The organism is Janthinobacterium sp. BJB446 (assembly GCF_002735655.1).
Lineage (GTDB): Bacteria > Pseudomonadota > Gammaproteobacteria > Burkholderiales > Burkholderiaceae_D > Janthinobacterium > Janthinobacterium lividum.
In genome coordinates, this window is sequence record NZ_PDZK01000003.1 from 71,170 (window position 1) to 92,754 (window position 21,585).

Annotated in this window: 17 protein-coding genes; all 17 read right to left on the bottom strand. The window is 59.8% G+C overall.

Going from position 1 to position 21,585, the window contains the following annotated elements; genetic code table 11:
- Positions 1-219: 219 nt before the first annotated feature.
- The 17 genes from CSQ92_RS19690 to CSQ92_RS19770 all read right to left on the bottom strand — a co-directional run bounded on the left by CSQ92_RS19690 (position 220) and on the right by CSQ92_RS19770 (position 21,129).
- A complete protein-coding gene (locus tag CSQ92_RS19690) occupies positions 220-1,500 on the bottom strand; it encodes a nucleotide sugar dehydrogenase (RefSeq protein ID WP_070253547.1) in 1,281 nt (426 codons plus the stop codon).
- A gap of 49 nt (positions 1,501-1,549) precedes the next feature.
- Positions 1,550-2,287: a WecB/TagA/CpsF family glycosyltransferase gene (locus CSQ92_RS19695; RefSeq protein ID WP_046682608.1), complete on the bottom strand. Its 738-nt coding sequence runs from the start codon at positions 2,285-2,287 to the stop codon at positions 1,550-1,552.
- Complete coding sequence (wecB, locus tag CSQ92_RS19700; RefSeq protein WP_070253595.1) at positions 2,284-3,393, bottom strand: non-hydrolyzing UDP-N-acetylglucosamine 2-epimerase; 1,110 nt, start codon at positions 3,391-3,393, stop codon at positions 2,284-2,286. Before wecB ends, CSQ92_RS19695 begins: the two co-directional genes overlap by 4 nt.
- A gap of 27 nt (positions 3,394-3,420) precedes the next feature.
- On the bottom strand, positions 3,421-5,403 hold the full coding sequence (locus CSQ92_RS19705; protein ID WP_257219292.1) for a heparinase II/III family protein: 1,983 nt from the start codon (positions 5,401-5,403) through the stop codon (positions 3,421-3,423).
- Positions 5,400-6,479, bottom strand: a complete 1,080-nt coding sequence (locus tag CSQ92_RS19710) for a glycosyltransferase family 4 protein (RefSeq protein ID WP_257219293.1) — start codon at positions 6,477-6,479, stop codon at positions 5,400-5,402. Before CSQ92_RS19710 ends, CSQ92_RS19705 begins: the two co-directional genes overlap by 4 nt.
- A 469-nt stretch (positions 6,480-6,948) precedes the next feature.
- Entirely contained in the window at positions 6,949-9,195 is a 2,247-nt protein-coding gene (locus tag CSQ92_RS19715) for a heparinase II/III domain-containing protein (RefSeq protein WP_081345399.1), read from the bottom strand.
- A gap of 177 nt (positions 9,196-9,372) precedes the next feature.
- A complete protein-coding gene (locus tag CSQ92_RS19720; protein WP_099395149.1) occupies positions 9,373-10,713 on the bottom strand; it encodes a phenylacetate--CoA ligase family protein in 1,341 nt (446 codons plus the stop codon).
- 53 nt (positions 10,714-10,766) lie between these two features.
- Positions 10,767-11,768, bottom strand: a complete 1,002-nt coding sequence (locus CSQ92_RS19725) for a glycosyltransferase (RefSeq protein WP_180277067.1) — start codon at positions 11,766-11,768, stop codon at positions 10,767-10,769.
- The gene (locus CSQ92_RS29580) at positions 11,746-12,231 is read right to left on the bottom strand and encodes a serine O-acetyltransferase (protein ID WP_099395151.1); all 486 of its coding nucleotides are present in this window, start codon (positions 12,229-12,231) and stop codon (positions 11,746-11,748) included. Before CSQ92_RS29580 ends, CSQ92_RS19725 begins: the two co-directional genes overlap by 23 nt.
- Before the next feature lie 58 nt (positions 12,232-12,289).
- Positions 12,290-13,789 carry an O-antigen ligase family protein gene (locus tag CSQ92_RS19735; protein ID WP_070253541.1) on the bottom strand — a complete coding sequence of 500 codons (1,500 nt, stop codon included), beginning with the start codon at positions 13,787-13,789 and terminating at the stop codon, positions 12,290-12,292.
- Positions 13,790-13,835: 46 nt separating this feature from the next.
- The gene (locus CSQ92_RS19740) at positions 13,836-15,296 is read right to left on the bottom strand and encodes an oligosaccharide flippase family protein (protein ID WP_099395152.1); all 1,461 of its coding nucleotides are present in this window, start codon (positions 15,294-15,296) and stop codon (positions 13,836-13,838) included.
- Between the two features lie 49 nt (positions 15,297-15,345).
- Positions 15,346-16,032 (bottom strand): exosortase-associated protein EpsI, B-type, encoded by a 687-nt coding sequence (epsI, locus tag CSQ92_RS19745; protein ID WP_070253539.1) that lies wholly within the window; start codon positions 16,030-16,032, stop codon positions 15,346-15,348.
- On the bottom strand, positions 16,029-16,928 hold the full coding sequence (gene xrtB / locus CSQ92_RS19750) for an exosortase B (protein ID WP_070253538.1): 900 nt from the start codon (positions 16,926-16,928) through the stop codon (positions 16,029-16,031). Before xrtB ends, epsI begins: the two co-directional genes overlap by 4 nt.
- Before the next feature lies 1 nt (position 16,929).
- Positions 16,930-17,805: a chain length determinant protein tyrosine kinase EpsG gene (gene epsG, locus CSQ92_RS19755; RefSeq protein WP_099395383.1), complete on the bottom strand. Its 876-nt coding sequence runs from the start codon at positions 17,803-17,805 to the stop codon at positions 16,930-16,932.
- 15 nt (positions 17,806-17,820) lie between these two features.
- Positions 17,821-19,230 carry a chain length determinant protein EpsF gene (epsF, locus tag CSQ92_RS19760; RefSeq protein ID WP_070253536.1) on the bottom strand — a complete coding sequence of 470 codons (1,410 nt, stop codon included), beginning with the start codon at positions 19,228-19,230 and terminating at the stop codon, positions 17,821-17,823.
- Positions 19,231-19,283: 53 nt separating this feature from the next.
- The gene (gene epsE / locus CSQ92_RS19765) at positions 19,284-20,072 is read right to left on the bottom strand and encodes a polysaccharide export protein EpsE (RefSeq protein WP_070253535.1); all 789 of its coding nucleotides are present in this window, start codon (positions 20,070-20,072) and stop codon (positions 19,284-19,286) included.
- A 46-nt stretch (positions 20,073-20,118) separates the two neighbouring features.
- Positions 20,119-21,129 (bottom strand): EpsD family peptidyl-prolyl cis-trans isomerase, encoded by a 1,011-nt coding sequence (locus CSQ92_RS19770; RefSeq protein WP_070253534.1) that lies wholly within the window; start codon positions 21,127-21,129, stop codon positions 20,119-20,121.
- Between the last annotated feature and the right edge of the window lie 456 nt (positions 21,130-21,585).

Genomic DNA, 21,585 nt, shown 5'->3' on the forward strand with positions numbered 1-21,585 from the left:
CGACTCAATGGCGCACGCTTCCATCGGCGGTCCGGCACTCCGGTCGCGGCGCCGCTGCCTGTCTGAAGGATAGTTCGATAAGGCGCCGTCGGCGCCCCAGGAAGATGGCCAGGCCCAGTGTAGGGGACTATGCCAGAGAGGAAATTGATACAGTGCAAAAGAGGAGCACATTAACGGGACAAGCGTGGCCGCCTGTCCCGCCGTGCCGCCCAGCGGCTGTTACAAGCGCCAGACCTTGATCCCCACGGCGCGCAATGCCGCCTCGTCAAAACACGCCTTCACATCGATGAAACAGCCGCCCTTGATCAGTTTTTGCTGGAAGTCTTCCACGGGCAGCGACGTCAGCGCGCGGTGCGACACGGCAGCGACGATGGCATCGGCGCGCGGCAACTCATCCCACGCAAACAGGCGCACGCCATACTCGTGCATGGCCTCCTCCGCATCGGCATACGGATCGTGCACGAACACTTCCACGCCATAGGTCTTGAGTTCGTTAATGACGTCGCCCACCTTGGAATTGCGCAGGTCGGCGCAATCTTCCTTGAACGTCAAGCCCAGCACATTCACGCGCGCGCCCTTGATATAGCTGCCGGCGGCAATCATGTTCTTGATGGTCTGCTCGGCGATGTACTTGCCCATGCCGTCATTGATGCGACGGCCGGCCAGGATGACCTGAGGATGGTAGCCCAGCGTCTCGGCCTTGTGCGTGAGGTAATACGGATCGACGCCGATGCAATGCCCGCCCACCAGACCTGGGCTGAACTTCAGGAAGTTCCACTTCGTGCCGGCCGCCGTCAAGACTTCGGAAGTATCGATGCCGATCTTGTCGAAGATGATCGCCAGTTCGTTCATCAGCGCAATGTTCAGGTCGCGCTGGGTATTTTCAATCACCTTGCACGCTTCCGCCGCCTTGATGCTGGAGCAACGGTGCACGCCCGGCTCGACGATGGATTCGTACATGGCGGCCACCGTTTCCAGCGTTTGCGGCGTGTCGCCCGAGACCACTTTCACCACGTTCGTCAGCATATGTTTGCGGTCGCCCGGGTTGATGCGCTCCGGAGAATAGCCGACGAAGAAATCGCGCTTCCACTGCTTGCCCGACGCCTGTTCCAGCACGGGAATACAGATTTCCTCCGTCGCGCCCGGGTATACGGTCGACTCGTAGACGACGATGGCGCCCTTCTTCATGTGCTGGCCGACGCTCTTGCTGGCGCCGATCAGGGGGCCGAAGTCGGGGCTGTGGGCCACGTCGACCGGCGTCGGCACGGCGACGATGATGATGTCGGCCTGCGCCAGAATGGCGGGGTCGGACGAGTATTCGGCATGCACGGCGGCGGCCATCTGCTCGTCGCTCAGCTCGCGCGATGGATCGACGCCCCGCAGGCAGCTGTCAACCTTGCTTTGCACAATATCAAAGCCGATGGTGCGCGCCTGCTTGCCGAATTCGGCAACGAGGGGCAAACCGACATAACCGAGGCCAATCACGGCAATAGTAGTCATAACAATACTTTCAATCTAAAAGGTGGAAACCGTAATTCGGCGATGGCGCCTAGCGGCGCAGCGCTTCCTTGAAGAACAGGCGGATAAAGCCCATGTCCTCGATAAAGTAGCGCCGGAACATGCGGCGCGGTTCCTGTAAAAAACGATAAAACCATTCCAGACCCGATTTCTGCATCCACACGGGCGCACGCTTGACGCGGCCGACGGCAACGTCGAAGGTGCCGCCCACGCCCATGGCGAACGGGATTTTCATCTGCCCCTGGTACTGTCCCAGGAAGTGTTCCTTCTTGGGTGAACTGATGGCGACAAACAGCAGGTCGGCGCGCGCCTCCGTGATCTGCGCGACGACGCCAGGCTCCTCCTCCGCACTCCAGTAGCCATTACGGTAGCCGGCCACGGTCAATCCCGGATACTTCAGCTCGTACAGACGCTTGACCTCGCTGACGACCTCCTCGCGCGCGCCCAGCAGATACACGCGCCACTGCTTGTCGGCGCTGCGGCGCATCAGCGCCTCGAACAAATCGACGCCCGCGACGCGCTCCTTGAGCGGCTTGCCCAGCAGGCGCGACGCCCACACGACCGGCATGCCATCGGCATTGATCAGCGCGCAGTCATTGATGATGCGCCGCAATTCGGCATCGCGTTCCGCCTTGACCAGCTTGTCCACATTGACCACCACATGCTGATGGGGATGGCCGGACTGGATGAATCCCTCGACTTTTTGCAGGGTTTCTTCCATCGTCAGATTATCAATCTGACAGCCCATCATCGTGATACGGGCGCTCATGACAGCTGCGCGGCCAGCACGGCCACGATACGTTCGGCAGCCTTGCCGTCCCACAGGTGCGGACGCTGCCCGCGCTTGCCTTCGCCGCGCAGTATTTTGCCGGCCTCGGCCACGATGCGCTGCGGATCCGTTCCTACCAGTACATTGCTACCTTCATCGACAGTGACGGGACGCTCCGTGTTTTCGCGGATCGTCAGGCACGGCACGCCCAGCGCCGTGGTTTCCTCCTGCAAGCCGCCGCTGTCGGTCAGCACTACGCAAGCATCCTTCCACAGATTCAGGAAGGCCATGTATCCCTGCGGTCCCACCAGGGTCACGTTCGGCCCGAGGTCGATGCCGAACTTGTCCAGGTTGGCGCGCGTGCGCGGATGCACAGGGAAAATCAGCGGCAAGTCCTGCGCGATCGTGCGCAGCGCGCCGCCGATCGATTGCATCATGTCCGCGTTGTCCACGTTACTGGGCCGGTGCAGGGTGACCACGCCGTAGCGCTGTCCCGCGCCCGTATGGGCCGCCTTGAAAAGCGCCCCCTCGCCTTCGGTGACGACGCCGGCACCGAGCTTGTCGGCCTGATACAGCACGTTGTCCACCATCACGTGGCCCACGTAGTGCACGGCCGCTTCCGGCTTGCCTTCGCGCCGCAGGTGTTCCAGCGCGCTGGGTTCCGTGACGAAAAACCAGTCGCTGATACTGTCGGTGACAAGGCGGTTGATCTCCTCCGGCATGGTCATGTCGCCGCTGCGCAAACCGGCTTCGACATGGGCAACGGGAATATTGAGTTTCTTGGCAACGATGGAACAGGCCAGCGTGGAATTCACATCGCCCACCACCAGCACGGCGTCGGGACGCTCGGCCAGGCACAGCTCTTCGAAGGCCAGCATGATCTTGGCAGTCTGCTGCGCATGGCTGCCGCCGCCGGCGCCCATGAAGACGTCGGGCTGGGGGATACCCAGCTCTTCGAAGAAGACGTCGTTCATTTCGCGATCATAGTGCTGGCCGGTATGAATGATCTTGAATCCAAGCCCGCCGTGGGCTTGCAAGGCGCGCACGATCGGTGCGATTTTCATGAAGTTGGGACGCGCTCCGGCAACCAGATAGAGGGTAGGCATCGAATGTTCTTTCAACGTTAATAAGGTCTAAAATAATGCCATCGTAAATTCTGCCGCGATATCGCTGCCCTCGGCAGTGACGCACAAGGTCGTACAGGCAACTTTGACTTCGTAGTGGAGCGAATACCAGCCCAGCGGCGGCTGCTCTCTGGCGCTGGACAACTGCAAACGCAGCTGGCTGCCGGTAAAACGGCCTTCCAGGCGGAAACGCGCGCCGCTCACCACCAGCACCTCGCCGTCCAGCGCCACCGACAGGTCGGGCGCAAAATGCCAGAACTGTTCCAGGCGGTGCGCCTGGCGTGCCTCGGCGCAATCCTGCACGCTCAAGCGCCGTGTTGCCGCATCGAATTGCACGCTGCGCACATGGCGCACGGGGTCGGTCAGGCGCAAATAGCCATCATGCGCACCGCGAAAGACAAACTGCGCGGGATCCTGCGGCATCTGCAGCACGCTGCTCGCCGCCTTGCGCAACCACATGAAGCGGCCGCCGCTGACGGACTGGTCCAGACCATCGACCCGCAAGGTGTTGTGCGCGGAAGTGCCGCGGAAATAATCGCGCCACTTCATATCCTGCCAATACGAGTAGGTACCGGGATCGACCAGGCACTCTTCGCCGCCAATCGACAGGGTCAGCGCCAGCGCGTCGGCATGCCCATGCGCCGCGATGCCCAGGTAGCCGAGCGGACCGCAATCGAGCATGCCCTTGATTTCTGTGGGTAGACCGAAATCGTTACCGAACAGCAGGTAACCGCCATCGGCAAAATTCCAGTCGCTGGCCCGTCCATCCACGGCAGGCACGGCTGGCAACTCCGTGCCGCCAAGCAACCATTGCGCCGTCGCGCCACACTGCGATGGCGCCTGCCCTCCCCACAGTACATCGGCCAGCGCCAGCAGCATTGCCGGCCGGTCGCCCATCGTACCGGGCTCCAGGCGAAAGACGATGCCGTCATCGGCGTCGCCCACCATTGGCACATGGCCGCCGACATCACGCACGGCACGCAGGAAATGTGTGGCCCGCTGCAGTACCTGCCAGTAAGCGTCGCTGAACGGCGTTTTGGCGCGCGCACCGCTCAAGCCCGCCAGCAGCAGGAATTCGGCGGCGAATACCTGATAGGCAAATGCCTGCTCGCGGTTGACGCCATCGGCTGAATGCTGCAACTGCGCTTGCTGCTCCAATTCGCGCGCCGCCTGATCGCGCCAGGCCACACTGTGCTGCCAGCACGGCCAGGTCTGCGCCGCAACATACAGGCCGGCCAATTCACCGATCAGATGATTGTTTGCCGACGAGTGGCGCGACAGATGACGCTGGATAAACTGGCAGTGGGAAAAAATGCTGTCCAGCCAGCGCGATCGCCGCCGCGCCCCGGCTTCTCCCGTGAACAGGGCACCGTTGCCGCCCCCCATGATGTGCCAGATCAGGCTCCAGTTAATCAGGCGGATGCCCAGTTCCAGTGAGCTGGTCCAGTTCGGCCCTGTCAACGGCGGGCATTGCTCCAGCCAGGAGTCCAGCTGCCCCGCCAGCGCATCGCGGTAGCGCGCGTCGCCGCTCAGCGCCCAGGCCTGTGCCAGCCGCACCAGATGCAGATGACGGTTCAGCTCCCACACGTGCTTGATATCGCCCACGCTGCTACGGTCGGTAATGTCGAGCGCAAGGCTGAAACTGGCAGGTCCGGCCACCCCCGTCAGGGGATCGGTATTCCAGCGCGGCGATGCGCCCACCTGGAAATGCGCCGTGGCAAAGAGTACCACGTCACCCGCCATGATCGCGTCGGCTTCGCGCAGATACAGTGCCGCGTCCGCCAGCCGTGGTGCAGCATACGGCGAGGCGGTGCCGGTTTGCACCAGCGGCGCCGGGACGGCCGTGCTCAGCAAGCCATGGCGCAACAGCCGCGACTGCCACACCTGGCGCAGGCGATACAAAGGCTCGCCTGGCGGCATGCAGCGCAGCCGGTTCCATAGCCAGCCCAGGCGACTGGTCCGCGCGCGCACCACGCTCGTCGCCACACTCATCGTCCCGCTCCCTCGAGGCGCGCGTAAAGCGTCGCCAGCTTGTCGAGCATCAGTTCAGTATCGAAACGCTGCTCGATCGTGGCCCGCCCCGCCGCCGCCAGGCGCTCGCGCAATGGCTTGTCGGCAAGCAAACGCTGCAATGCACCAGCCAGGCTCGCGACACTCTCCGGCTCGATCAGCAAGCCATTGATGCCGTCCTGCACCGCTTCGGGGATGCCGCCGACGGTCGTCACCACCACCGCCTTTTGGGCCGCCATGGCCTCGAGCATGGCCATGGGCAAACCTTCATGATAAGAAGGCAGCACGAAGATGCTCGCACGTTCCATTTCCGCGGCTTTCTGATCTGGATCTATCCATCCGAGCAATTCAAGCCGGTCGGCAATACCCAGTTCAGCAGCACGCGCACGGACCTCGGCCAGTGCGCCCTCGCCGCCCATGACCAGGCGCAGGTGGGGAAATTGTGCGCTCAGGCTGGCCACGGCTTCGATCAGTTCAAACACCCCTTTTTTCTTTTCGACGCGGCCGAGGAACAACAGGCGCCCCTCCTCTTCCGGCAGCACGGGGGGCAAGGTGGCCAACTTGACCGAATTGGCCACGACCAGCACGGCCGCGCGCGGCGCGAAAGTCTGCAGAAACTCGGCCCAGGATGGCGACAGGCCGATCACGGCCGAACTTTTTTCCAGGGTGTGGCGGATCCACCAACGGCCCACGGGACCCACCTCATCCATGGTGAACTGGCGGAACTCGCCACCGTGCAAGTGAAAGATGGTTTTGCATCCCATGCCGCGGGCCAGCGCCAGCAGGACGGATTTGCGGTAGAAACTGGCGCGCGACGAACAATGCGCATGCACGAGCGGCTTCACCCCGGTCAGGCGCACCGCGAGCAACTGGCGCAATGCGTTGAAGGCAAGGGCAAGCTTGTCCATCGCCGGCACTTCGGCATGCGTCACGACATAGCGTACCGCATGCTCATCCAGGAAACCCTCCCGCAGCAGGACGCAAACGACGGCCGCCACGCCACCCTTGCCTTCCGGCGCGGTGCCCAGCATCAATGCCTGCGGCCTTTCGTCACTCACGCCGCCATCCCATGCCAGCCCACCGTGACCAGTAACTCACCCATCGATCATCTCCCAGATCAGATTCATTGAAGACATTGCAGAAAACACTTTGTGCACGTGCAATACGACTAACAAAAAAATAATGTTAAAACAACACAATCATTGCATTCATTACCACAATTGTCAACCGCAGCACGGCACTTTTCTTGTCTGTGCGCATCTGGAAAACCATGCACCAAGCATAAATCATGACGCATGGAAATTTGTCTCTTTCTCTCAACATCGGTTTGCCAACAGGTATCGACCGCCTCCGGCAAAAAAAAACCTCTCCGCCAGCGCTGCGCGGAGAGGTCATTTCATATCAGGAGAGCGTCAGGGGGTCGGCAAAAAAACGCGTCCACAACTTGCTCAACCATTGCCTGCAGCGTCTAAACCAATCCCACATCGAGCTTTCCGATGCGAACTGATCCGGCTGCCGGGCAGGCAGTCATTTCGGTATCGTGACCGTCTGTGCCCCAACCTTCAGGGTGCGCGCGACAGGATCGAACACGGGTGCCGGATTGCTGCAGCCGACATCGAGCACGACCACAAACTCGGCCTTGGGTTGCAGCACGGTATTCACAAACGCGCCGTGGTCTTCCACCGTGCCTACTTTTGGCGGAGGGCCGGTGCGCTTCTCGAAAGCAATCGGCATACCCGTCGACACGGGAATCAGGCACACCATTTGTCCATCTTTGGCGACAACCACCTTGCCATTCTCGCCCGTCTGCATCGGTGCATAGGAATGGAAATTCCATTCAAACTTGCGCGGCGTGGCCGACGCCAGGACGTCGACGACCACCGCCGCATTGGCACCGCGCAAATACCAGACCTTGCGCACGGCCTGCGTCAGGGCGCCGCTGTACGCCGGCGTAGCATCGCCTTCCACATAATCGAGCTGAGGTGTGGTCGAGAAGGCCGTGATCTTGCCGCCATAGGCTTTGGTCCTCGTGTAGCCCTGCGGTGTATAGCCATCGATGGCTTGACCCAGGCCGCCATCGAAGGTGACGGCATTGTGCGCCCGCGTCTGGCGATACCATGTGCTGGCCAGCGGTGAACCATAATAGTCGGAGTAACCAGACTGCCCCAGCAGCGCGACGCCGTTGCGTACCAGGACAATGCTGTTCTGCTCGCCATGGCTGTGGTTATACGAGCCGTACGGACTCGATTTGAAATACAGCGAGGTCCGTCCGTTGTCGGCCATGCTGCTGTGCATGGCAGCCCAGCCTATGCTGGGGTACAAACGGGCATTCTCCGGAGGCAGCGGCGTGCTGACCGACGAGACGGGCAGCGGATACGGCGCCTGCAGCAGGGTCAGCGCGTCCATCTCCACAGGCAGCGCGCGGAAATACCACGCCGCCTCGGGACTCGCATAATGCGACACGAAGGCCTTCAGTACCGCGAAGGTGGGTACGACTTCCGCCTCATCGCCAAACAAGTGGCGCGGCGTACCAGGCGGCACGAAGTGCATGAAGTAGCGCACGAAACCCTTCGACCATGGCTTGCCGAACATATCGATGCCGGAAGCGCTGGCCAGCGGCTGCCATACCTGCAAGGCGAGGTCCGCCGTGTACTGCGCATACGCCGTGCCATTCGCAAAGCCGCCTTCCGGACCGCTCCAGGCGCTGAATGCCGCCGCGTAGGCGCGGAAGGAAAAGTCAAACCAGGTATCGGCTTCCTTGATTTCACCGAGCGACAAGGTGGCGATGAGGGCAAGGAAACCCAGGTTCGTGCCACCATGGGAGTCGAACGGATATTGATCCATGCGGCCATTGCTACCGGCCAGATCGGCGTAGATATCGTTGGTGCGCAAACGCACGACATTGAGCCACGCAGCGCGGCGGGTACCGTCGATGGCACTGCCCAGCGTATCGATGGCCTTGATCAGCGTCAGCGCGATGACGCGCGTGCCCTGGTCCTGGTTGACATAGCTGGTCGGACCATATGGATTGAGCGCGGCCAGCATATCGCCGCGGTAGATCGCCTCGGTCAGGTACTTCTGCTCGCCGGTCAGGCGGTACAGCAGCGAAGCGCCCTCCAGTTGGCGTCCATTCGCCGATACCAGAGCACGGATATTAGCCGTCTGCGCAACGTTGGCAGCCGTCAACACGGAACCCGTCTGCAGTGTCCAGTTCGAATCCAGAACTCCAGCGCCAGGCTTGACTGTCACCCAGTCGACCTCGGAACGCATCTTGAGCATGGCGGCATTGCGCTCGGCCTTCAGCGGCGCGCTCCAGGCACTATATAAAGGCAGGCCCTGCAAACTGCGCGGCCTCGGCATTTTAGCGATGCGCGCGCGCAAGTCCGCATTCTCCGGCACAACGAACGGCGCCGAAGCCGTCGTGATCGTGAAGTTGCGGTAATCGGACCATTCCACGGTCGGCGTGGGGCGCACGCGCCAGGAATAACTACCGACTGGCAATAGCTGGCTGGGCAACAACCAGTTACGGGTCGTCGTATAGGTACTCACCGCGCCGGTGGCCGATTTGACTTCCACCGTATAAGATGCCGGCGCCGACACATGGCGCGACCAGGTAAAGGTGGGGGGATTTTGCGCTTGAATCTGCAGGTTTGTTGGTGCTGGCGCCACCACGACTGGGTCGACGGACTGCACCCAGTCGGCATGCGCCGGCCCTGCGACCGACAACACACCAGCTGCCAGCAATATTGGCAGCTTCACGGGAAAGAATTTCATAATTTAGCCTCCGAGGCAACGGCAATAAGATCGGAACCGATCTTGAAAAATAGGTGTGACAAGGCTGGCAAGATAAACCATTTTGCAGCGCAAAAATATTTGTGATTCAACGCGAGATTTAGAGACCTGGACAGGCCTCAATTGGAGTTGACGCCTAGCATTTTATTATACGCATTTTCATTTATTTTTTTTATGCTCATTCACGACCCAGCGGAACTTAACAGAAGATGTGTTGGGGATATCCGACGTTAATACAATTTCGACCATGATATCCTTATCTACCAATTGTCGAATATTCTCGATGAGCGCAAGTTCCTGCACTTTGGAGAACGCGGGGGCGGGTACGATGCGGATTTGCCAGCGGTCCTGCGCCACCTGCGCCACCTGCGACTTGAGGATATGTTCGACGCCCTTGAAGGCGAAGGTCAGCACGGATGGGCTGACGGGTTGACCATCGCCGCCAAAAATCGCATCCTCGTACTTGCCGCTGATTTCTTCCAGCACTGGGAATGGCCGGCCGCAGGCGCAAGCACCCGTCTTCCAGCGCGCACGGTCCGACAAACGGTAGCGCACCAATGGCATGACGTGGTTATGCAGCGTCGTACCGACGACAAAACCGAAATCCGTCGTCGACTGGCCATCGTCATCAACAATTTCCACATATGCATAATCGGCATTTACATGCATGGCGCCAAATTCACAGGCGCTGGCAAACGCCACTCGTTCGGCCATGCCATACATATCGCTGACCCGCGCACGGAAACGCTCCTCGATCAGCGCGCGCTGATGCGGATATAAAGGCTCGGAACTGGTAAAGACCAGCGGAATGGACAGGAAGCGCTGCTGGCGCTGCAGGTAGCTGGCCAGGGTGAAGGCCGTGGATGGATAGGCTTGCAGCATGGCCGGCGCGTAAGCGTCGAGCTGATCGCAAATCGCTGCCATATAGCCTTCCTTCAGGTGACGCGAGGAGATCATCAACTGTTTGTCATGGCGGTTATAAAACCAGAATGGCGGCGCCTCGCGCGACTGCGGCACGACAACGTCGCCGCGCAGCACGGCGCTGCGCGCACCGCGGCGAAAACCGCTACATTCCCAGTGCCTCCACACAAAAGCCATTTCGTACAGCACGGAAAGCGGGCTGCGGAAGATCGTCAGTGGCGTGCCCGTGGTGCCGCTGGTTTTGCCGACACTGTACCAGGGCTTGGTCTTGCCACCGTTCGGATACAAACGCTGGCGGTTGGCGAGCAAGGTACTCTTGTCGATGATGGGAAAGTCCCGGCGCAACACTTGCAGCGTGTCGCCTACGGGAAAATGCTTGTCAATGTGCGCGTAATACGGCAGCTTGTCGATCGCGCATTGCAAGGTTGCGTGCAGCAAGTTCAACTGCAAACGGTCCATGCCCGCCTGGTCGAGCTGCGCATTGCGGCGCAGGCGTGCCAGCAGATGCCGGCTCAGAAAATTATCGCGCAGCAGCGAACGAAGGCCATAAAACAGCTCTTTTTTTACATTTTTCTTCATTCGGTGTCTTTAATACGTGTACCACATTTACCATGGTGCCAAACTGCACCGGCCTATACCGCCGTATTCTCGGACAGGATCTGACTGGGAATCGCCTCGCACGGCGAGCGCAACCTGGCCGTAACGAAACCCCTTACCAGGCCTGCGGCAGAAAGATGCCACAGCAAAATAGAAAAACCGGCATCATTGACACTGCGCTTCTTGACGCACAGGGCCAATGCCGCCAGCCCCCCCAGCCCCAGGCATGCCGCAGGCAGACGCCAGTCGGGGGCCAGCAGCGCGGCACCGAGCACCAGCGTCCAGAAACACAGCACCGCCAGCGGATGCAAGCACATGCGCATCACACGCCAGCACCAAGGCCGTCCCAAGGCTGACTTGAGCAGCACGCCGCCAGCATCCATGCGTCTGCTACGCCATTGGCGCCAGATCAGCGCGCCAGTCGATTCGGCATGTCCCGTATGATACACCGCCACCGTGTCGAGCCGCAGCATGCGCCAGCCGTGACTGCCCAGGCGCAAGCCTAGTTCCGCCTCCTCATATGCCTTCAGGTTGCGGTTTCCCGCATATCCTCCGGCCTCGTCCAGCGCCGCACGGCGATACAGTCCGCCACCCGCCAGCCACTCGACGTCGCCGGCGCGCGCGGCGGGCTTGTTTTTCAGCCGGTGCCGGTCAAACCGATTATTGATGTGCCGGTCGCGTAATACGCCGGAAATGCCACCCAGCGTCGCGTCGTTTTCGATGAGCGCCAGCGCCTGCTTCAAAAAGTCGCCCTGCAGTTCCATGTCGCCGTCAAGCAGATACACGAACTGGGCGCGCGTATGCTGATAACCAAGCTGCACCCCGGCGCCGCAGCCGCGATCGGCGGGCAGCGTCAACTGGACGATCTTCACAGGATAAGCCCGTGCAAGGGCGACGGTGGCATCGGTCGACAACGAATCGGCGACCAGCACCTCCACGCCCCCGGCAATCCCGGCAATGGCATCAAACACGGCGTTGAGGCAGCGTTCGATATTATGCGCTTCGTTGTATGTCTTAATTAAGATCGCTAACTTCATTATCCACCTGTGTAGAGCTGTCCAGTCCATCTGTCGATAGCGGCCCGCCGGCCTGGCCACCGCGTATACGTGCAGGAATGCCAACGGCCGTGGCGCCTGCAGGCACGTCGTGCAGCACGACGGCGTTGGCGCCTATGCGCGCGCCATTGCCGATATGCACGGGGCCAAGAATCTTGGCACCGCTACCGATGAGCACATCGTCGCCGATTTCCGGCACCCCGTTCAATCCGGCCCGTCCACCGAGCGTCACATGCGGGCCGATATTGACGCGGTCGCCAATCTTGCAGCGGGCATGCACCACGATGCCCAGTCCGCTATAACCGAACAGCACATCGCGGCCGACGATACTGGTCGGCGGCAGCACGATCGAAAACACGATACGGTTGAACATATAGAGAAGGCGCGGCAACAGGGGAATGCGGGCCCACGCGAGCAAGTGCGCAATCCGGTAAATGGTCAGCATGGCGCCTCCCCGGTCCGTTCACGCGCCGTCCGTTGGCAAGAAGAAACAACAAGGCAACTCATGCCGGCCCCCTGAAACGCCCGTTGGCAAAGTATGCCGGCTGTTTTTTCTCAATGACATTACGCTTGCTCAGCGGCCGCGCCCCGCGGTCAATGATGTAAAAAATATACGCCATGGTGCCGAAAAACTCGGCGCCCAGTATCCCGTTCGGCGCGATCGGCACTTCCGTCATCGAACGCACCAGCAGCACGGCAAGCATCACCAGGCTGGCGCCATTGGTGGCCTTCGAGGCGCGCATCGCATAGCGGACCAGGAAAAACAGAAAGGCCAGCAGGGATGCCAGTCCGATCAGCCCCGAACGGCTGAACACCTGCAAGTACAAGTTATGCGCGGAAACCGCGCCGCTCAGCCCCAGGCGCAGGCGGTTTTCCAGGTTCCAGAACGATGCTCCCTGGCCAAACAAGGGATTTTCCATCCCGCCCTTGATGGCTGCGGACCAGATCCACAGCCGGCCCGTGCCCGTACTGAGATCACCCACCGCGCGCGAGTCGAGCTTGCTCTCGATCATCGTTAATAAATTCACGTCAGAAAACATGATCCAGATACCCACCATGACGATCACGAAGCAAAAGCCCATCAGCAGCACGGCCAGAAAGGCCGAACTGTTGCGGTTGTAGCCGCGGGTTTGCGTCCTCAGGTAGTTCCATATCTGCATGCAGGTGATCATCATGCCACCCATGAAAGCCGTCAGGATCGACGTCTTGGACTGCGACATGATCATCGTCAGCCCTGCCGCAAAAAGAATACCGAAATGTAGCCAGCGTTTCTTTTCTGGCTCGGCCATCTCCATCAGGAAAAACGCGCAGGCGACCGCGCCCAGCGCATTGGCGTGCGCCGTCACGCCCCATAAACGCAGGTTGAAGCCTGGAATCAAGCCATTGTAGCCAGGCTGGAAAGCGGCGCTGGGCGTGACGATGGCCGCGACCAGGCTACCGAACACCAGGGCTCCCAGGCAATACTTTGAAACCCGCACAGGATCGATGTCCGATACCTGCAGATACAGGAACATGGCAAGGTAGACAAAAAAGGGATAGATCAGCGACACGTGGAAGTAATAACGCTGGCCCATAAAGATGGGCACGATGCTGAACGCCACATAAAACACCATGAAGGCGATCACGATATCGTTGGGCGCGCACATGTCACGGCGCGTAAAGCGCGAGTGCTGGCGCAGCTTCTTGTTGAAATCGAACAACCATGCCAGGCACAGGGCGAAGGAGCTGCCGATCACGGCCATCAGGATCAGCTTGGACAACAGGCCCGAGGCGCCATCGCCGTCGCTCATGTTCATCAGTCCCTGCTCGCTCAGGGTCAGCTTGCGGAACGACAGGACGATGCTGCTGATGCTGGCGGCCACCGTCAGCAACAAGACCGTCGCAAATGCCCAACCGCGCCAGCGTGCGGCAATGCCGGCCACGAAAACGGCGCCGCCAATCGCCAGCAAAGCAAAGAGCAAGGCGCCCAGAGGCAACAGAAAATAGATGATTAACTCTTCCATGGATAGCCCTTAGCTCGCTTTCATACTATTTTTTTTCATCAATTTCTCACAGGCCCAAGGCACTCGCCAGACGGCGTCCGGGGCCAAAACGTTGCAAAACATACATCAGCGCAGGGCAGAAGAAGAAGCTCGGGAACAGCTTGCACACGCACAGGCTCAAGATCAGCTTGCCCCCCAGTTCCAGCAGCTCGGCAAGCAGGCCCGGATGCCCCGGCGCCAGCCATGACACCAGGGGCAAGGACCAGAGCATGCCCAGCACGAGCGGGCCGCGCAGCACATTGCCGAAGTCGGCCCCGGCAAGCCGGGCACTGACGGCGATGGTTCGCATCTGCAGCAGCAGGCGCACCGTATAAGCGATGCTGATCACGATGCCCACATAAACCAGCTCCACATGCACGGCGAAGTACAGTCCGGCCAACATCAAGGCCAGGCAATAAGCCTGCGAGCGCAGCACCGTGCCTTGCCCGCCCGTCGCCGTCAATACCGCGCCAGACAGGGTGCTCATGGCCAGCGCCACCATGCCGACCGTCATGGCGGCAAACAAGGACGCGGCCTGCAGCCATTTCTCGCCAAACACCAGATGCACGAGGAAATCGGCATGCGTCAGCGCATACGCATACGATGGCACTACCAGGATGGCAATCGATGCCAGCGCGCTCAGGTAAAGCTGGCGTATGCGTGCCAGGTCTCCCGCCAGCGCGGACGCAGTGGAAAACAACACGGTTTGCATGGTCTGCGCCAACTGCATGGCCGGCGTACGCGAGAGCATCGACGCGGCATTGAAATTACCCAGTGCCTGCGGTCCCAGCGCACCGGTGAAGACGCCGCTGGCATTGTCCACGGCCCAATTCAACACATTGATGCCAGCCACCTGGCGGCCCAGTGCTGCGGCCTTGCAGGAGTGAAACGGATTGCCGAATACCAAAGGATGCGGACTAAAGTAATAGCTGAGGGCAAACTGCAATATCGCCTGCGCATACCAGGCCGCCAGCAGCGCCCATACACCGGCTCCGGCCATGGCCATGCCGACGCCAACGACGGGATAGGCGATCAGGTAAGCGCCGGTGGTGGCATACTGGATTTCACGAAAACGCAACTCGGCGCGTAGCCGGGCCTGAGAAATGCCATACACGGCAATAACCAGATACGAGGGCGCCGAATAGCGGAACAAGGTGCCAGCCAGCGGATTGTCCAGCCAGATGGCAAGCGGATAGGACATGCCGAAAACGAACAGCATGCCGAATACCGAACCCAGCATTAACCGGGACAATACCACGCGCAGTTCCTCTTCCGAAAAATCACCCTGCATCAATGCCCAGCCAAAACCCTGGTCGATCACCAGCGCCAGCACGCCGAACACCAGCAGTGCATAGCCGAACGTTCCCACCAGTTCCGGTCCCAGTTCGCGCATGATGACGACTTGTGCACCGAATTGCGCCAGCACGCGGATCAGAGTGCCTGCGTAGTTACTTTTCACCGCGCCGAGTGTCTTTGCTGCAAGAGTCATGTTTTTCTAGGTAAGTGAAACAGCACATGGTGCGGCGCGCACCGTGTGTCTAGCCGTGTATGCCCATCAGGCGAAGCTTGCTGGCGGGGTCGAGCGCCACCTGCATAGCTTTGACGAAGTCGTCCTGCAGGCGGAAAGCGGCAGCCGTGTCGCGGTCGATCGACGACACGCGGAACAGCAGGCCATCGGGAATCTGTCCCTTGAAACCGTAGCGCATTTCCACCAGTTTCTTGTCCGTGCGGTTCGTCACCACCACATCGCCCACCGTCGTCCAGTACGTCACAGGCTCGTAGCGCTGGTTTTCCATGCTCGTCTCCAGTCGCTTCAAGGGGATATCGCCCTGGCGCGTCGACAGAATCTCCTCCCGCGTGGCACCGATCTGGAAGCCCTGTGCCGGATAGCAGATTTCCGGATAGTGCACTTGCGTGGTGTCGCTCTGGTCCTTGCCGTAGGCAATCGACAGCATGATGCGTTCGCCCCGGTCATTGACATAGGTGCGCGACAGGATCTGCGTGTAGATGCGCTTGAGTTCTGCCTGAATTTGCGGGTCGATCACGGCGCCGATAGACGTCTTTTCCTCATGCCATACGCCAAACTGGCTGGGGACGATTTTCTCGAGCGCCGGCATCGGCATGGTTTCGGCCAGGCGGATGGTCGGCTTGGCATACGCCGCAGCCAGGGAGGCGAGCACCATCATGCAGCTCAGCACAAACATGGAAAGTCGCGATGGTTTCATACTGCCCCCTTGTGACGGCGCTGGCGCATATTCACGAACCATTGCAACAGCGAATCAATGGAAATGATCAGGATCAGGGCGCTGATGAACAACACCATGCCGGCAAAACCGTGCAGGAAGCCCTGGCCGGCGGCATCGCCAAAGTAATAGGTAATCAATGTCAGCACGATGACGCGCACCACGTTGGCGGTAAACGAAATCGGCACGATCAGGATGGCCAGCATGACATTGCGAAATGCCGACGTATGGCGCACCACATTCATGTAGAACAGGCCCAGCGATTCCAGGGTCAGCAGCGTCTGCAAGCCAGCGCAGGCATCGGCCACGAGCAGCTGGTACTGGCCGATCTGCAAGATGACGCCGCTGCGCGCGATCGGATAGCCAGCCCAGAAAAGCAGGTGCTCGGTGACATACGATACGGCCATTTTCATCGGCATCGTCAGCGCGCTGACAATAGCGCCTGGCAAGGGAATCATGAACAGCATGAAAAAGAAGGGGAACCACTGCGTTTTCAAGGCGCGCGCGCCAAAGAACAGCAGCAGCAGGGCCGCCAGCATCATGATGAAGGAAGCCAGTTCCATGCTCTGGATACTCTGCGAACGCCCCATTACATAGAACAGCAATGCCAGTATGGCCAGCGGCCAACCGGCAGCCGAGCCGCCCGTGCCACCCGCAGCGGCAAGCATGGCCGGCCATTGCCGCCCTAGCAGCCACAAGGCGAGCAGCAGAATGATCGGACCGTGCGCGTAACTCTCCGTGGACCACAGGCCAAAGGCCAGGTCGTGGAAGGTGGGCACGTACATGGCCAGCAAGCCCAGCAGCATAGGCCACCAGTGCAGCAGCAACTGTTTCCAGTCCAGCGAGGCGGCTGGTCGCGACTGTGCGAGCGTGGCCATGTCAGTAATCGACCAGTACGGAACCAACCACTTCCGAACCGCTGCGCTGCAGCTGCTCGCGCATGGCGTCGATATCGGCCAGGCGCGTCTTGTTCTTGCGCACGACCAGCAACACGCCACCGACGCGGGCACCCATCACGAACGCATCGGATCCCGACGACACGGACGCCACGTCATACAGCACGACATCGTAGCGCTCTTCCAGCTGCGTATTGAGCACGCCAAAGGCAGGACGACTCAGCAGCTCCTGTGGATTCGGCGGCAAGGTACCCGCACCCAGCACGGACAGATCGACGAAGGAATCGATGACGGAAATGGCGTCCTGCTGGGCGCGCCCGGCCAGGACATCGGAGAGACCCTGGCGCTCTTCCAGCGCGAAAATCTCATGCTGGCGCGGCTTGCGCAGATTGGCATCGACCAGCAAGGTGCTTTCACCGAGCTGCGAAAACACCACGGCCAGGTTGGCGGCGAACAGGCTGGCGCCATCGCCGCTATCGACGCTGGCCACGACGAGCGCCTTGCGCCCCAGCGAAAACCAGCGCAGCATCAACTGGCTGCGCACGGCGCGCAAGGTTTCCATTTGCGGGCTGAAAGGCTGATACGCCGCCACCAGCTCGCTGGCAAACTTGCCCTCGCCTTCCTGCAGATACGGATAGTCGAATTGTCGCGCCAGCACGTGCTGGATGTCAGCTTCGCTGATCAAGCCGAGACGCAAGGCCGCTTCGCCAAAACGGATGCCGAGCTCCTTCTGCATGCGCAGCACGCGTTCGGCATTTTCCGGGGTGATTTTGCCCGAGGCCAGCAACAGGGCGCCGATGCTGGAGTCGCCGCCCCGCAGGGGTGACGGTTTCGAAACAGGATGCGCGGGAAAGTTCATATTCAATTCCATCAATTAATTGGCACTCAGGCGGCGGGCCGGCAGAAGACGATGCAAGCCCTTGCGACGGCGCGGTGCGGCTTTCCAGTCGACCATGCCCAGTACTGGCACTTGCAGCAAGTCAGCCAGATCATGGTCGGAACGCACGCGGCGGTCCAGCATTTCAATCAACAGGCCCAGGCCGATACCCAGGAACGTTCCCAGGACGATGGACAACAAGGTATTCATCAGCACGCGCGGGCTGGACGGTTCGATCGGTGGCACCGCAGGGTTCAGCACGGCAATGTCGGACTGGTCGGACTGGCCTTCGATCTTGGTTTGCGAGAAGCGTTGCGATGTCACGTCGAAGGCGCGCTGGGCGCTTTCCACATCCTTTTGCAGCACGCCCATCTCATCGCGGGTACGGTTCAGTTCCAGCACCTTCGACTTTTGCGCCGCCAGCGCCGCGCGTACCGAAGCTTCGCGCTGCTGCTGGATCTGCGCCGCATTGCCTACGCTATTCGAGGCGACGCGCAGCTGTTCGCGCAGATCGGCACGCAGCTTGTCCGCTTCGGCCTTCGCGCTCTGGTACTGTGGATGATTCTTGTCAAGACGCTGTCCCAGTTCGGCCAGCTTGGCTTCGGCATTGCCAAGCCCCATTTTCAAGCTTTGAATCAGGGGATTCGACGCCACGTCCGGCGATTCGCCGCCATTGCCGCCAGTAGCCATGCGCTGGCGCGAATTTGCCTCCATCAACTGGCCCTGTGCCATCACCAGCTGTGCGGACAGATCATTCAAGCGATTCGATTCCACGTCGAGACGGTTGTCGACGCTGACGATACCGTTTTCCTGCTGATACTTGGAGAGGCGGTTTTGCGCCTTTTCCACGTTATCGCGCAGCATCTTGGTTTGCTCATCGAAATAACTGGCCGCCTTTTTCATCGGCTCCACTTTCAGCTGGATGCTGACTTTCTGATATTCGTCGGAAAAGGCATTGGCCACGGCTGCCACGAATTGCGGATCGGACCCCTTGAAGCTGATGTCGACCACGCTGCTTTCGCGCGATGGCACGATTTCCAGTTTTTTCAGCAAGAGATTGGCCAGCCAGTCACGGACCGTTCCCTTGCCTTCTGTCGCCGCATTGAATTGCTCGATGACGGCCGGACTATTGGCCAGGCCCAGGTGATCGACCACGCGCAAAGCCACATTCTTGCTGCTGATGATATCGATCTGCGTGGCCATGTATCCAGGCAACAATTGTCCAGGCATGGCCAGGCCCGTGACAGGATCGACTCCCTTGTAGTTCATGACCAGGGAACTGGTGGCTTTATAGCTCTTCGGCAATAACAGGCTGACAGACAGCGTGGCGAGCACGGTGATGATCAAGGTCAAGAAAATAATCTTCTTGCGCGCTTGCAAAATCAGCAAAAATTGAGAGAAATTCATGTTGGAACCTTCAATACTGAATGATAAGAACGAGGCGCCGGCCCCGTTCAAGACTAGAACAAGCTCTCTTTGACATACACGACATCATCGACCTGCAGCATATCGTCATGCTTGGCTTCAAGAATCTGCAGTTTGCCTTCCGCATCGCGGCGCTTGATGCGGATGCCGCGTTCCGTGCCCCGCTGCGTCAAGCCACCCCCTGCGGACAAACCCTGCAACACGGTCATCGAACGCTCCAGGCGGAATGGGCCAGGACGCTGGACTTCGCCATAAATATAAAAGCGTGGCGCACGCTCGACAAAAATCACGTCGTTGCCAGCCACATCAAGGTCTCGGTTCAAATCGGCGCTGCGCACCATTTCCACGATATCGATCACTTCCCGGCTGGTCTTGCCATCGCGTTTGCGGATCAGGTTGATCGAATCACCGCCATCGGCGCTGACGCCGCCAGCCATGGCCAGCATATCCATCACGCTGCGGCGCCCTTCGATCGGATAGCGTCCCGGACGGTTCACCTGGCCCAGCACCGACACCTGCTGGCTTTGCAGCGAAGTCACGATAATGTTGACCTGTGCCTTGCGCAGGAAACCGCCGCTTTCAAGCAAGCCGCCCAGTTTCTTTTCTGCCGCGGAAACCGACAAGCCGCCGAGCGCCACGTTGCCAACCAACGGGAAGGTGATCTGACCAGCTTCGCTGATGCGCGTCTCCAGCGCCAGGTCAGGACTGCCATACACGGAAATTTTCAATACATCGCCCGCACCCAGCTGTACATCGGCGGCACTGGCAACCCCCGTACCAATGGCCAGCAACAGGGTCAGGCACCACATGACAAGTCGTTTCATGATTCGTTCAATCCATAATGAGTTGCTTAACTTAAAATGCTGCGGCTTATTTCAAGCCAGCAACGCCACGATCATTCGATTCCGAAGAACTCGGTGCCGGTGCCGCCGGCGCCACCGGTACGCTTGGTGCTGGCGCGACAGGCGTCGCAACGGCCGGTGCCGCAGCCGGCGCACTGGCCACTGCCGATGCCGAGGCGCCATTCTTGTTCAGGTACTCGATCTTGGCGGCGGCACGCAAACGTTTCAGTTCAGCATCGGCTGCATCCTTGTTTTTCTTGTTGAACAAAAATTGTTCAATTTGCGGTGCGGCTTGTGCCAGGGTCACAGGATTGTCGCGGATATCGGCCAGGGAAATGAGCAAGGTACGGTCGCCCTCGCGGATGATGAACAACTGGCCCTTCGGCATCGACAGCAATTTCGCGCTCAGCTCCGGCGCCAGGTCGGCGCTGGTGCGCGAGAGCTGGGTACGGGCAAACTTGACCTTGTTTGTCTCAAGCCAGGCCGCTACGTCGTCGAGTGTCTTGGCGCTGTCCATGGCCGCCTTCAACTGGTCGTTCATGTCGGCACTGGCAATGATCAGTTCGCGCATGTCGAACTGCTTGCGTTCGGTGAAAAATTGCGGGTTCTTCTGGAAATACTCTTCCACTTCCTGCTTGGTGGGGCGGGCGATCGTACCGATGCGTTTTTGCATGTAGGCTTGCGCGACGATCAGTGCCTTGGCGCGTTCGATCGCCTGCACCACCTTGGGATCGCGGTCCGTCTTGTCCTTGGCCGCCTCATTCTGCAGCAGTTGGCGGTCGATCAGCGATTCCAGCAACTGCTTGCTGGCCGCTTCCTGTTGCGCAGCCTGCACATTGGCGCGCTGCATTTCTTCATTGAGCTGAAGGACGGTGATTTCTTCCCCATTCACACTCGCCAGCGCCTGGCCGGCCTTTTTTTCTTTATCGCCACAAGCAGACAATCCTGCGACGGCCAGTACTACCAGGCCTGCGCACAGCAGGCGGGAATGCGTGGCGGATTTGCTCGAGGGCACACGGGCGATTTGCGCTTGGTTCAAAATGACTCCTTCAGTTCAGGTAAGGAAATCCGCTGACAGCTTTGTGAGCGTGATGATAACTCACTTAACAACAAAACATTGTCAAAAAAACAGATTTCGATTGAAATTATGGGCTTGCGACCACATGATTGTCAATATTATAAATATGATACACAGTGTACTAGCTTGCTAGGAAACTATTTGCTTAAAAAACTATTAAAAGGTCTTAAAAACAACTGTTTCATCAGAAACACAATCCTTGCAATCGCCAAGCCTCAATAAATAGTTTTCACAAGGCAATATTTCTCGCACAGCGACGGGCACTTGCATGACGCCGCACAATAATGGAAGGCTGGCCAGCATGGGAAAGCGGCAGGGATGGGGCCGGTGCTTTGGGAACAGTATCAATTGAACAGCCGCCGTGCGCCATGCGGGCCGGGCGAGGCGACAGCGGGCATGCCACGGGGCACAAGCTGG

Bases quoted from the DNA above. Each gene is read 5' to 3' on its own strand.
- CSQ92_RS19720 (WP_099395149.1), bottom strand. From the start codon at position 10,713: ATGAAGAAAAATGTAAAAAAAGAGCTGTTTTATGGCCTTCGTTCGCTG.
- epsE (WP_070253535.1), bottom strand. From the start codon at position 20,072: ATGAAACGACTTGTCATGTGGTGCCTGACCCTGTTGCTGGCCATTGGT.
- epsF (WP_070253536.1), bottom strand. From the start codon at position 19,230: ATGAATTTCTCTCAATTTTTGCTGATTTTGCAAGCGCGCAAGAAGATT.
- CSQ92_RS29580 (WP_099395151.1), bottom strand. From the start codon at position 12,231: ATGCTGACCATTTACCGGATTGCGCACTTGCTCGCGTGGGCCCGCATT.
- CSQ92_RS19735 (WP_070253541.1), bottom strand. From the start codon at position 13,789: ATGGAAGAGTTAATCATCTATTTTCTGTTGCCTCTGGGCGCCTTGCTC.
- xrtB (WP_070253538.1), bottom strand. From the start codon at position 16,928: ATGGCCACGCTCGCACAGTCGCGACCAGCCGCCTCGCTGGACTGGAAA.
- wecB (WP_070253595.1), bottom strand. From the start codon at position 3,393: ATGCCTACCCTCTATCTGGTTGCCGGAGCGCGTCCCAACTTCATGAAA.
- CSQ92_RS19715 (WP_081345399.1), bottom strand. From the start codon at position 9,195: ATGAAATTCTTTCCCGTGAAGCTGCCAATATTGCTGGCAGCTGGTGTG.
- CSQ92_RS19740 (WP_099395152.1), bottom strand. From the start codon at position 15,296: ATGACTCTTGCAGCAAAGACACTCGGCGCGGTGAAAAGTAACTACGCA.
- epsG (WP_099395383.1), bottom strand. From the start codon at position 17,805: ATGAACTTTCCCGCGCATCCTGTTTCGAAACCGTCACCCCTGCGGGGC.
- CSQ92_RS19695 (WP_046682608.1), bottom strand. From the start codon at position 2,287: ATGAGCGCCCGTATCACGATGATGGGCTGTCAGATTGATAATCTGACG.
- CSQ92_RS19725 (WP_180277067.1), bottom strand. From the start codon at position 11,768: ATGAAGTTAGCGATCTTAATTAAGACATACAACGAAGCGCATAATATC.
- epsI (WP_070253539.1), bottom strand. From the start codon at position 16,032: ATGAAACCATCGCGACTTTCCATGTTTGTGCTGAGCTGCATGATGGTG.
- CSQ92_RS19690 (WP_070253547.1), bottom strand. From the start codon at position 1,500: ATGACTACTATTGCCGTGATTGGCCTCGGTTATGTCGGTTTGCCCCTC.
- CSQ92_RS19705 (WP_257219292.1), bottom strand. From the start codon at position 5,403: ATGAGTGTGGCGACGAGCGTGGTGCGCGCGCGGACCAGTCGCCTGGGC.